At 50.1% G+C, this 12,663-nt stretch carries 11 protein-coding genes; 9 read left to right on the top strand and 2 right to left on the bottom strand.

Features of this window, described 5'->3' with window-relative positions; genetic code table 11:
* The first annotated feature begins 127 nt into the window (after nt 1-127).
* Entirely contained in the window at nt 128-1,204 is a 1,077-nt protein-coding gene (locus AC27K1_RS03150; RefSeq protein ID WP_487148235.1) for a DNA-binding protein, read from the top strand.
* A 37-nt stretch (nt 1,205-1,241) separates the two neighbouring features.
* Here AC27K1_RS03150 and AC27K1_RS03145 read toward each other — a convergent pair whose 3' ends face one another.
* Both AC27K1_RS03145 and AC27K1_RS03140 read right to left on the bottom strand, forming a co-directional pair.
* Nucleotides 1,242-1,571 (bottom strand): MarR family winged helix-turn-helix transcriptional regulator, encoded by a 330-nt coding sequence (locus AC27K1_RS03145; RefSeq protein ID WP_395178520.1) that lies wholly within the window; start codon nt 1,569-1,571, stop codon nt 1,242-1,244.
* A gap of 336 nt (nt 1,572-1,907) precedes the next feature.
* Complete coding sequence (locus tag AC27K1_RS03140; protein ID WP_487148234.1) at nt 1,908-2,552, bottom strand: GNAT family N-acetyltransferase; 645 nt, start codon at nt 2,550-2,552, stop codon at nt 1,908-1,910.
* 173 nt (nt 2,553-2,725) lie between these two features.
* On the opposite strand from AC27K1_RS03140, the gene xthA reads away from it, so the two are divergent.
* From xthA to AC27K1_RS03100, 8 genes are all read left to right on the top strand, one after another.
* Nucleotides 2,726-3,541: an exodeoxyribonuclease III gene (xthA, locus tag AC27K1_RS03135; RefSeq protein WP_487148232.1), complete on the top strand. Its 816-nt coding sequence runs from the start codon at nt 2,726-2,728 to the stop codon at nt 3,539-3,541.
* Nucleotides 3,542-3,682: 141 nt separating this feature from the next.
* A complete protein-coding gene (locus tag AC27K1_RS03130; protein ID WP_487148230.1) occupies nt 3,683-4,084 on the top strand; it encodes a MerR family transcriptional regulator in 402 nt (133 codons plus the stop codon).
* A gap of 43 nt (nt 4,085-4,127) precedes the next feature.
* Nucleotides 4,128-5,297 carry an isovaleryl-CoA dehydrogenase gene (locus AC27K1_RS03125; protein WP_487148228.1) on the top strand — a complete coding sequence of 390 codons (1,170 nt, stop codon included), beginning with the start codon at nt 4,128-4,130 and terminating at the stop codon, nt 5,295-5,297.
* Between the two features lie 12 nt (nt 5,298-5,309).
* Nucleotides 5,310-6,917, top strand: coding sequence for a carboxyl transferase domain-containing protein (locus AC27K1_RS03120; RefSeq protein WP_487148227.1), 1,608 nt, complete (start codon nt 5,310-5,312; stop codon nt 6,915-6,917).
* A 12-nt stretch (nt 6,918-6,929) separates the two neighbouring features.
* A complete protein-coding gene (locus AC27K1_RS03115) occupies nt 6,930-7,727 on the top strand; it encodes an enoyl-CoA hydratase-related protein (RefSeq protein WP_487148226.1) in 798 nt (265 codons plus the stop codon).
* A complete protein-coding gene (locus AC27K1_RS03110; RefSeq protein WP_487148225.1) occupies nt 7,724-9,712 on the top strand; it encodes an acetyl/propionyl/methylcrotonyl-CoA carboxylase subunit alpha in 1,989 nt (662 codons plus the stop codon). Before AC27K1_RS03115 ends, AC27K1_RS03110 begins: the two co-directional genes overlap by 4 nt.
* A complete protein-coding gene (locus tag AC27K1_RS03105) occupies nt 9,709-10,614 on the top strand; it encodes a hydroxymethylglutaryl-CoA lyase (RefSeq protein WP_487148223.1) in 906 nt (301 codons plus the stop codon). Before AC27K1_RS03110 ends, AC27K1_RS03105 begins: the two co-directional genes overlap by 4 nt.
* 35 nt (nt 10,615-10,649) lie before the next feature.
* A complete protein-coding gene (locus AC27K1_RS03100; RefSeq protein ID WP_487148222.1) occupies nt 10,650-12,593 on the top strand; it encodes an acetoacetate--CoA ligase in 1,944 nt (647 codons plus the stop codon).
* The last annotated feature ends 70 nt before the right edge of the window (nt 12,594-12,663 follow it).

Raw genomic sequence — 12,663 nt, 5'->3', positions numbered from 1 at the left:
TTTAAACATTGAAATAAAAACCAATTAAGTACCGGTAATTAATATTACCGGTACTTAATTAGTGTTGTGAGAATATAAATAATACCTATAATACCAGTATTGTAATACTGGTATTATAGGTGCGGAAATGACTCAAGATAAAAGCGGATTGCGTCGGACCAAGGTGTTTAGTGCGCTAGACGCAATGAAAGAAACCGGTGAAAAGATTACAGCCCAGAAACTGGCAGCTGCCGTCAATATGGGGAAGCAGACAGTGTTGCCGCTCTATCGTGAATGGCAGGAATTGGAAGTGCTCGGCGATAGTGAAGGTGTTGAATTGTCGTCAGAGCTGATGCGGGCACTAAAACGAGAACTTGCACGGGATAAGTTCAGACAGTCATCACAGCTGCTGGAGTTGGAAGAGGGGATGGAGGATCAGCGTCAGGCCTTCACTGAAACCATCAGTCAGCTACAGCAAGAGATACAAACCTTAGCTGATCAGGTAAAAACCTTTGAGCAACGAAACCTGACCTTAAGCCAGGAAAAAGAGCTGCTGGAGAAGACTAATAGTGAGCAGCTTTCACGCGTCAAAGAGCTTGAGTCTCAATTAGGCTTTTCAGAAAAACAACTCGAAACGTTAGAAAGCAAACTGCAAGCGAGCGAAGACAGCAAGGAGAGGGCGCTTCAGGAGCAGGAAAAGCGTCTTGATGAAGCAAGCCAAAAGCTGCTTAATCACTGGCTGTCCGTCGTTGATAGTGAGCGCCGTGAAAAAGAACGCCTTAACAAGCAACTTGAACGCGAAAAAGAAAAAAGCGTCAAGGTTGAGCGTGAGCTGGCTGAAACACGGCAAGATGTTAACCGTCTGGATACAACGCTCGATAAGGTTCATGAAGAGAATGCAAAACTCTATGAGCAAATAAAGGGACTAGAGCAAAAGGCGACTGTCTCAGAGACGATTTTCCTTATGCTGGGCAAGCCTGATGACCTGGTCGCATCAATTAAGAAACTTCAGGGCAATGCTGCTGAGCTAAATACGTTCGCAGAAAAAAATCACGAGTTAGAGCGGTCGCTTCAAATAATCAATAAAAAGCTTAATGCCTACGAGCAGCTTCAAAAATCAAACATTGAATTAGAAAAAGAAGTCATAAAGCTGCAGGCCTATACCGATGGACTCAAGGAAGCCACCACGGCCTCGACTCGAAACGTTGCAAAGCAGAAAGCATGATTCTGTCCATCAAGTAAACCGGTACTGCATGGCCGGTTTACTTGATGGTACGCAGTTTTTGCTTCAGCTTCTCAACCAGCTTTTTGCCTTTTGGGCTCAGGGAAAGCCGGAAATAGCGACCGTCGTCCTCATGCTGCTGTTTTTTAAGCAGACCGAGTCCTGGACGATCATGGCGACCTTCACCCAGACGCTTAACACTTACAGCAATATCGCTGGGGGTTCCGCAGTCCAGCTTGCCGTCATTGACCAGGTCAGTGATGGTTTCACCCGGGTTTTCTGCAACAACCAAGAGTATCTGCCACTGGATAATGGTCAGAGGTGGCTCCTGGAGTAATGAGGTCAATTTGATCAGGCCATTAAGGGTCATGGTTCGTTTTATCCTCTTGGTTATCCGTTACCGCATCAGTGTAGTACATTCACTTTGTCGTTTAGACAGGTAAAGAAAAGCGTTGCTGCAATGATTCCCTCAGTATCTGGGCGGCATCACAACACACATCTTTTGAATAAATAGTAGGCAGACATCTGCATTTTTTGCAAATTGAACGCTATAAAATTCTGAAAATATATTCATTTATGTTTCATAGTGTTAAAAGATGCTGCAATAGCAGACGAAACGACCTGTCAATGTTAAAGGTCGCCAATAATTCTTATTCAGAATGTAAATGGTTTAATTGCGCATAATCTATATTATGTTAAATATGGATTATTTATCCCTGAACAATACTGTCTCCGAAATACCACCACCGACACTGAATTCGCCCGTTTTGAGATAACCCATGGATTCAAAAAATGGCAGCATCTCCGGGTTGGATGTGTTCAGTCCCACCCCTTTGGACTGCTGATCCAGATCGCAAAGGTTATGAACGGCATCCAGTAACTGCCTTCCATGCCCTTGATGCTGAAAATCGGGATGCACGCCGATCAGTGGTAGATAATAGTGAGGTGAATCGGGCATTAATTGCTGAATGCTTTTCAAGAAGGCCAGGTATTTTTCGGTTCCTGCATAGCCGACCGTCAAAATCATTTTGCAGCGCCAAAAGAACCGGTCAGCAAATTCTGCGTTTGCTGCAGATTTGGCGACAAAGGCTGTGGCGATCAGACGATCATTTTTAACGACACCCACCACCGGGAAATTCTCAGAAAAATACCCGGAAGCCAGTTCCCGGGTACAGGCCCTGATGCGCTGGTTATAGCCTGTGCGCCCTGCTTCAAACAATGTTTGATAAACGGGGTCATCCTGATATGTGTGATACAGTAATGAACGGATCTGGCGACTGAAACTGCCATCCAGATAAAGTGTACGGGTTTCGTCAGAGACTTCTGCCTCTGCACCATTGAAATCACTCATTGAAAGCTGCTCCTGCTTAGCCAGTCTTGTTTTTTTTATTTCTGGCGCCGTCCTGGTGGCGTCAACTCCAAGATAGCATGGTCATCACCGCAACGACCACCCACAGACAATGAATAGCAACCAGCGATCCAGTATAGTTGCCCTATTTCACAGGTCGACTCGGGGTAAGGGAGATGAAAGTCGTTTCATTTAACGCCAACAGTATCAGAACGCGACTACACCAGCTTCAGGCTATTATCGACAAGCATCAGCCAGAGGTCATTTGTATCCAGGAAACCAAGGTGACTGATGAAGAGTTTCCCGTGGCTGATATTGAGGCGCTTGGGTATCACGCGGTTTTTCATGGCCAGAAAACACACTACGGTGTGGCCATACTGACCAAAATGCCAGCTGTTTCAGTCCTGAAAGGCTTCCCTTCTGACAAATCCGATGCGCAAAAACGACTGATTGTTGCTGATATCACAACAGGCGACGGCAGTAAGCTCTCTATTATTAATGGTTATTTTCCGCAGGGTGAAAGCCGCGAACATCCGGTCAAATTCCCCAATAAACGTCGTTTTTATCATGATCTGCAGACATTACTGAAACAATCTTATGAACCCAGTCATCCAATCCTTATTATGGGCGACTTCAATATCTCGCCAGAAGACAAAGATATTGGGATTGGTCCGGACAACGCCAAGCGATGGCTCAGAACCGGGAAATGCAGTTTTTTGCCTGAAGAGCGCGAATGGTTTCAATCCTTGCTGGCATGGGGAGTAAAAGATACTTTTCGTGTTTGCCACCCTGCTATTGATGACCAGTTCAGTTGGTTCGACTATCGCTCCAAAGGATTTGAGCGTGAACCTAAACGGGGTCTGAGAATTGACGGAATTCTGGCTACAAACCCATTGATACAGTCACTCTCAGCAGCAGGTATCGATTACGATATTCGCGCTATGGAAAAACCATCAGATCACGCCCCTGTCTGGGCAGAATTCACTCTTTAATGTTTCTACACGTCAGAAGCCCTTCTATCTGCTTCTGACGTATCTGCTTTCATTCATACTCACCTCAACTTTACGTTAACGTAAAGGTAAGCTATGTTAACTGACAATATAACAATATAGTCATCGCTTTCTTCATTCGGTATGAACCAAACCTACACCATTTCAGAACTGGCAAAAGAATTTGATATCACCACCCGGGCGATACGATTCTATGAGGAGCATGGTCTTCTCGCTCCTGATCGCCAGGGTCATAACCGTGTTTATTCTCATGGTGACAGGGTTCGGCTTAAGCTCATTCTGAGAGGTAAGCGACTCGGCTTCAGTCTGGATGAATCCAAAGAGCTGTTTGAACTTTATGATCCGCATACCGGCAATGAGAAGCAGCTACTCGTCATGCTGAACAAGATTGCGGAACATCGCGCTGCACTCGAGCAACAACTTCATGATATTCAGATCATGCAACACGAGCTGGATGAAGCGGAACAGCGTTGTCGACAAGCCTTAACAGGCTCTGTCGATACAGCCAAAGCATCTGAACAATAAAAATAACCGTCAAGCACGGTCAAAATCCCAACCAGGAGGCGACATGTATACCCCGGTTAGCAGTTTGAACTTTGGTCTTGATGAAACGACGGAGATGCTGCGCGAACAGGTGCAGCAGTTTGCAGCCAGGGAGATCCAGCCTATTGCTGCCGATGTAGATCGAGACAACCTCTTCCCTGCCCATCTCTGGAAAAAGTTCGGTGACATAGGGTTACTCGGCATCACGGTGCCTGAGCAATGGGGTGGCAGCAATATGGGCTATCTCGCCCATGTCATTGCCATGGAGGAGATCAGCCGTGCTTCTGCCTCTGTCGGCTTAAGTTATGGCGCTCACTCCAATTTGTGTGTGAACCAGATCAAACTCAATGGTACCGACGAACAAAAAAACAAATACCTTCCCTATCTGATCTCCGGTGAACACGTTGGCGCACTGGCCATGAGTGAACCCTGTGCCGGTTCTGATGTGGTTAGCATGCGACTGCGTGCCGAAAAACGCGGTGACCGATTTATCCTCAATGGCAATAAAATGTGGATCACCAATGGTCCGGATGCCAATACCTATGTTGTCTACGCCAAGACCGCACCGGAAAAGGATGCCAAGGGTATTACCGCATTCATTATTGAGCGTGATTTCAAAGGCTTTTCCCAGGCTCAAAAACTCGACAAATTGGGTATGCGCGGTTCGAACACCTGTGAACTGGTTTTTGAAGACTGTGAAGTGCCGATCGAAAACATTCTTGGCGTAGAAAATGGTGGTGTCCGGGTGCTGATGAGCGGACTGGATTACGAGCGGGTCGTACTGAGTGGTGGTCCTGTCGGTATTATGCAGGCTTGTCTTGATGCTGTTATCCCGTATGTCCATGACCGCAAACAATTTGATCAGCCCATCGGTGAATTTCAGCTTATTCAGGGCAAGCTGGCTGATATGTATACCGGTCTGAGTGCCTGCCGTGCCTATCTCTATGCAGTGGCGCAGGCTTGTGACCGCGGGGAAGCGACTCGCAAGGATGCCGCCGGCGTCATTCTTTATTGTGCGGAAAAAGCCACCCAGATGGCGCTTGAAGCGATCCAGATTCTAGGCGGAAATGGGTATATCAATGAATACCCTGTTGGCCGCTATCTGCGCGACGCGAAACTTTACGAGATCGGTGCGGGTACCTCTGAAATACGACGCATGCTGATTGGTCGTGAACTCTTCCGTGAAAGTGCTTGAGGGCTGTCGGTCATGGGGGTTATCAAAAGTCAGGTTAATACGGGATCAGAAGTCTACCTGTCCAACTATCGGGCGATGGCAGACCTGGTCTCAGATCTCAGGGAAAAGGCCGGTGCTATCTGCCAAGGCGGTGGGGAAAAAGCACGATTACGCCATACCCAACGCGGTAAATTGCTGGTTCGGGAGCGAATTGATGCCCTGCTGGATCCAGGTTCTGCTTTTCTTGAAATAGGCCAGTTTGCCGCGTTGGATGTTTATGATGAACTGGTGTCAGCTGCCGGTGCAGTCGCCGGGATTGGCCGTGTGTGTGGCCAGGAATGCATGATTGTCGGCAATGATGCGACGGTCAAAGGGGGCAGCTATTACCCATTAACCGTTAAGAAGCATCTTAGAGCGCAGACAATTGCCGAACAGAATCACCTGCCCTGTATTTATCTGGTGGATTCCGGTGGCGCCAACCTCCCCCGGCAGGATGAAGTCTTTCCGGATCGCGAGCATTTTGGCCGTATTTTTTTCAACCAGGCCCGCATGTCCGCCAAAGGGATCGCCCAGATAGCCGTTGTCATGGGGTCCTGCACCGCGGGCGGCGCATATGTTCCGGCCATGTCGGATGAAAGCATTATCGTTAAAGAGCAGGGAACGATCTTTCTGGCGGGTCCGCCTTTGGTGAAGGCGGCAACCGGTGAAACCATCAGCGCTGAAGAGCTTGGTGGTGCTGACGTCCATGCGCGAACGTCGGGCGTCGTTGATCATTATGCCAATGATGACCATCATGCCCTTCACCTGGCTCGTCAGTGTGTCTCCCGACTGAACCGCCCTCCCCGTCAGACGGTAACGGACAGCGAAATTGTCCCTCCCCGTTATGCGCAGGATGAAATTTACGGTGTCGTACCGGAAAATTTGAAGACGCCCTACGATGTACGGGAAGTCATCGCCCGTATCGTGGACGGCTCTGAATTTGATGAATTCAAAGCCCTGTTTGGCAAAACACTGGTTTGCGGCTTTGCCCGGATATGGGGGCATACAGTCGGTATTCTCGCCAATAACGGGATTCTCTTTTCAGAATCTGCCCAAAAAGGAGCCCACTTCATTGAACTCTGTTGTCAGCGCAATATTCCTTTAGTCTTCCTGCAAAATATCACGGGTTTTATGGTTGGCTCACGGTATGAGGCAGGTGGTATTGCCAAGCATGGTGCCAAACTGGTGACAGCTGTCGCCTGTGCCGCAGTTCCCAAGTTCACCGTATTGATTGGCGGCAGCTTCGGTGCCGGTAATTATGGTATGTGCGGTCGTGCCTATGATCCCCGCTTCCTCTGGAGCTGGCCTAATGCCCGGATATCGGTCATGGGTGGCGAGCAGGCGGCCGGTGTGCTGTCGATGGTTCGCCGGGCGTCCCTGGAAAAACAGGGGCAGACATGGGCAGAACAGGATGAACTGGCTTATCGGGATTCTGTCATGGCCGATTATGATCGCCAGGGTTGCCCCTACTATGCCAGCGCCCGCCTCTGGGATGACGGCGTTATTGATCCGGCGGATACCCGGCAGGTGCTGGGGTTGTCGATCAGTGCGTCAAGGAACGCCCCGGTTGAACCCACCCGTTTTGGCCTGTTCCGGATGTGAGGGGGGGAAGTCATGAGTGAGACCGAAAAGAGCATTCTGCATACCCTGGACGAGCGTGGTGTTGCCCGCCTGACATTGAATCGTCCCGAAAAGCATAACGCCTTCAACGACGATATGATTAACGCCATCAATCACCAGCTGGATCAGTGGCTTGCCGATGGCCTGGTTCGTGTGCTGGTCATTGATGCCAATGGCGCCAGTTTCTCGGCCGGTGCCGACCTCGGTTGGATGAAACGCACGGCGACACTTTCCCTTGAAGACAACCTGTCAGATGCCAATACCCTTGCCGGCCTGATGCGTCGTATTGATACCTTTCCCTGCCCTGTCATTAGTCTGGTAAACGGACCTGCCTATGGCGGGGCACTGGGGATCATTGCAGCCAGTGACATGGCGTTTTGTACACCCGATGCCAGTTTCTGCTTAAGTGAAGTCAAAATCGGCTTGATCCCAGCGGTTATCAGCCCCTATGTGATTCGGGCCATTGGTGAGCGTTCGGCCCGTCGCTATATGTTGACGGCCGAAATGATTGATGCAACGCAAGCCTGTCAAATAGGGCTGGTTCACAGCATTGAAGAAGACCTTGCCGCTGTGGCTGATGATTTAATCACACGCCTTTTGAACAATGGTCCTTCTGCGATGACTGCCTGTAAATCGTTGATACAGGCAGTATCCAGTCAACCTCTGGATGATGCATTGATTGCAGATACCAGTGAGCGCATTGCCCGGATAAGAACGTCTGATGAAGGTCAGGAAGGCCTCAGTGCGTTTCTTGAAAAACGTCGTCCTGTCTGGATCAAGGAGCAGCCATGAGTCACGGCATTCAAAGCATTACCAAACTCTTGGTTGCCAACCGCGGCGAAATTGCCTGTCGTATATTCAAAACGGCCACACAGCTGGGATTGGGTACAGTAGCGATTTATTCTGAGCCGGATGAACATTGCCTCCATGTCGACAGCGCGGATGAAGCGTATTGTGTTGGTCCGGCGCCGGCAGCAGAAAGTTACCTGAACATACCGGCCATTTTGGCGGCAGCCAAACAATCCGGTGCTGACGCCATACACCCCGGTTATGGTTTTTTATCGGAAAACTCAGGGTTCGCGCAGGCTGTTATTGATGCCGGATTAAAATGGATTGGCCCGCCGCCAAGCGCTATCGACGCCATGGGCTCCAAGAGTGAAGCCAAACGGCTGATGGAAAAAGCCGGCGTTCCCCTGTTGCCAGGGTTTCATGGACAGGATCAACAGGATGACATTCTGCTTGATGCCGCAAGAACCATCGGTTTTCCGGTCATGCTCAAAGCCTCAGCCGGCGGCGGGGGAAAAGGCATGCGCGTGGTGGAGAATGGAGAGGCTTTTGCTGAGGCGCTAACCGGTGCGCGACGGGAAGCCCTGAAATCCTTTGCAGACGATACCCTCTTGCTGGAAAAGTACCTGCCCGCCCCTCGCCATGTGGAAGTGCAAATATTCTTTGATAATCAGGGTTCAGGCATCTACCTGGCTGATCGAGACTGTTCGGTACAACGGCGCCATCAGAAAGTCGTTGAAGAAGCACCCGCCCCCGGTTTAACCGACGAAACCCGGATTGCCATGGGCACAGCAGCCGTGGCTGCCGGACAGGCGATCGGATACACCGGCGCAGGCACGGTTGAGTTTCTGCTCGACAGTGATGGCCAATTTTATTTCATGGAAATGAATACCCGCTTGCAGGTTGAACATCCGGTGACAGAAATGATTACCGGACAGGACCTGGTAGAATGGCAGCTGCGTGTTGCCGATGAGCAGGCATTACCTCTGTCGCAGAAGCAGGTCAACGTAAACGGCCACGCGATTGAAACCCGCCTTTATGCGGAACAGGTGCAGCAGGAATTCATGCCTGCTACCGGTGACATTAGCTACCTTGCCTTCCCGCAGGAAACGGATCGGTTACGGGTAGAAACTGGCATCCGTACTGGCGACCAGGTATCGCCCTATTACGACCCGATGCTGGCGAAAGTGGTGGTTTGGGGAGAAACCCGAAACCGGGCCATTGCAGCCATGCGCACTGCCCTTCAGGACACCCGAATTGCCGGCGTTTCCACTAACCGTGATTTTCTGCTCCGGGTATTGGACAACCCGCAATTTTGCTCGGTCAATTTCAGTACCGGCCTGATTGATCAGCATAAAGCATCGTTACTCGATGAAAGCCCGGATGATCTAACGCTGTCTGTTGCCGTTGCCGCACTTTGGTGTTTAAACAAAATAGAGCACCAAACAGTTACAGATCCCTGGATCGAGGGTAAAGGCTGGCGGATGAACCAACCTGCGGTCAGTCGTTATCGTTTTTCCAATTGTGGCAATCTGTTTGATATCGAAATCCTGCCAGATGGACGGAATTACCATTGCCGGGTAAATGACCATGATATGTCTGTCGAGGCTCCCAGCTATACAACAGGAGGCGTTTTACTGGCAGACAAAAAACACGGTTTCTTTTCTATTGTGACAAACAGTGCCAGTAATACCTTCACGGTCATATCAAACGCTTTGACGCTGACATTGTCTGCACCGGACTACGATGTGCAGGAAGAATCCAGCTCTGGTTTTAACGCTCCCATGAACGGCACCATTGTCTCGGTTCAGGTCAGGCCCGGGGATCAGGTTCAGGCAGATGCACCGCTGCTGGTGATGGAAGCCATGAAAATGGAACATACCATCCGTGCTCCCAGCGCAGGAACCATTGCTGATGTATTCTATAACCAGGGTGATCTTGTTGAAGAAGGCGTTCCCCTGCTGGCCATGACCGAGGATCCTGCTTCATGAATCTGCCCGAAAAAGTCACAATCGTTGAGGTTGGCCCGAGGGATGGACTGCAAAATCAGCCCCACACCCTGACGCCCGCTGAACGCATTGCTTTTATCGAGCTACTCAGCCAGTCCGGTCTGAGACAGATTGAAGCCGGCAGTTTTGTGTCCCCTGCACGAATTCCCCAGATGGCTGACACTGACCAGGTGTTTAAGGGGCTGTCAGACCGTCAGGCAATACGGTATTTTGCCCTGGTCCCAAACGTAAAAGGACTTGAAGACGCCATAGATTCCGGGGTAAAGGATATTGCGGTATTTACGGCTGCCTCGGATGCTTTTACCCATAAAAATATCAACTGCTCCGTGGAAGAAAGCCTCGAGCGCATCGCGGCGTTGATGCCACTGGCCAAACAGCACAATCTTCGGGTTCGTGGCTATGTGTCCTGTACCCTTGGGTGTCCCTATGAAGGCGAGATAGCGGCCAGTCGTGTTGCCAGTGTTAGCAAATCCCTCATGGATCTTGGCTGCTACGAGCTTTCACTGGGCGATACGATTGGTGTTGGCACACCGGAAAAAGCCCGGCAGTTAATTAAAACCGTCAAAGAGCACGTACCACTCTCTGCTCTGGCGGCACATTTTCATGATACCTATGGACAGGCACTGGCCAATCTCTATGCAGTGTTACAGGAAGGCGTGACCGTTATAGACAGTGCCATTGCTGGTTTGGGCGGGTGTCCCTATGCCCGTGGTGCCTCCGGCAATGTGGCGACAGAGGATGTGCTTTACATGCTCAATGGTCTGGGGATTGAGACGGGTGTCGACATGACCGCCCTGCTAAATGCCAATCACTACGTGTGCAGCCATTTGGGACAGCCTAATCATTCCAAGGTGGCAGCGGCCCTTCAGCCTGCAAAACCCTGATGTCCCCGCCATACCAGACACAGGAATAGATGATAATGACAACGAATACCCCTATCTGGTCACCTTCTGAAGAACAGATTCGCGCCTGTGCAATGTGGCGATTCATGAGCGCAGTGAATGAACGGTTTGATACCGACCACAAAAGCTATGACGATCTTTATCACTGGAGTGTTTCACACAGCCCTGAATTTTGGGCATTCCTTGCAGAATACCAAAACATCCATTTTTACCAGCCAGCACAGCAGGTCTATACCGGTGCTGAAGAGCTGCCCCAAACCCGCTGGTTTTCAGGCGCAACATTGAATTATGCCGAACACCTGCTGAATAGTCGCGATGAAAAATCGGCATTGGTTTTTTGTCGTGAAGACGGCGAACGACGCGCCATCAGCCACGCAGAGCTCTATCTACAGACAGCCCGGGCTGCCAGGGCACTGCGTGATGCGGGTATTGAAAAGGGGGACCGGGTCGCAGGTCTGCTACCGAATGGCATCGAAACAGTTGTTATGATGCTGGCGACAGCCAGTATTGGCGCTATCTGGTCGTCCTGTTCGCCAGACTTTGGCTTTAATGGGGTACTTGATCGTTTTGGCCAAATTAGCCCTAAATTACTGATCGCTACTGATGGCTATTTCTATAACGCGAAAACCATTGATGTGCTGGAACGTGTCAAAGCACTCCAGTCAGCGATTCCCTCTGTGCAGGAAATCGTTGTTGTACCTTTTCTGAATGGAAATGCTGAGGCAATCAGCAAGGCAGGCTTTACGCCGTACGATGACTTTATTGATAACGAAGAAGACTGCCTCCATATCGTACCGGTAGATTTTAACCACCCCCTCTATATCCTGTTTTCATCTGGCACAACAGGTGTACCCAAATGTATTGTGCACGGCCATGGCGGCACCTTGCTTCAGCATGCAAAGGAATTATGCCTGCACACGGATGTAGGGAGTAACGACACCCTGTTTTACTTCACCACCTGTGGCTGGATGATGTGGAACTGGCAAGTCAGCGCCCTGATAACTGACGCAACAGTTGTTCTCTATGATGGCTCTCCATTTCATCCGGGTCCTGATGCTCTTTGGCGGATTATCGAGCAGGAGCAGGTGTCAGTTTTTGGGACCAGTGCACGGTATATCTCTGCACTTGAAAAATCAGGATACCGACCGGTTGAGCAGCATAACCTTTCAGCGCTGAAACGACTCCTTTCAACAGGCTCTCCCCTGCTTCATGAGAGCTTTGATTTTGTGTACGACGCTATTTCATCAGACATTAACCTGGCTTCTATATCCGGTGGTACAGACATTGTGTCCTGTTTCGCCCTGGGGTGTCCTATCCGACCGGTTTATCGAGGACAGCTTCAGTGTCGCGGCCTGGGTATGGATGTACAGTTCGTCAGCAGCCAGGGTGACGTGCTGAGAGAGCAAAAAGGCGAGCTGGTCTGCAGAAAGAGTTTCCCTTCCATGCCCGTCAGTTTCTGGAATGATCCTGAGGGTAGCAAATACTACAGAGCCTATTTTGAAGCACATCCCGGCCTATGGGCACACGGTGACTACGGTGAGCTCACGGCTGAAGATGGGGTTATGATTTTTGGTCGTTCTGATGCCGTGCTAAATCCCGGTGGCGTGCGAATCGGGACGGCTGAAATATACCGACAGGTTGAAAAAATAGCAGAGGTGCAGGAAAGCCTCGCCGTTGGTCACCTTGAAGAGGGTGATGAAAAAGTCATTCTGTTTGTCCGACTGGCAGATAGCCTGGCGCTGGATGAACCGCTGGCAAAACGTATCAAAATGACTATACGCACCAATACAACGCCACGTCATGTGCCCTACAAAATCCTTCAGGTAGCAGACTTGCCTCGAACGGTTAGCGGCAAACTCAGTGAACTGGCAGTCAAAGCGACAATTCATGGAGAAACCGTCAAGAATACCGATGCACTGATTAACCCGGAATCCCTGGAACACTTTAAAAATATTCTTTAACTTACTGATAAGAAAGAAGGAATGCTTTCGAGCTCCTTCTTTCTTATGGTGTCACGGTGATCAGATTAAC

This window comes from Kistimonas ophiarachnellae (genome assembly GCF_057552235.1).
The sequence above is the reverse complement of the archived record's forward strand: the minus strand, read 5'-3'. Positions and strand labels throughout refer to the sequence as shown.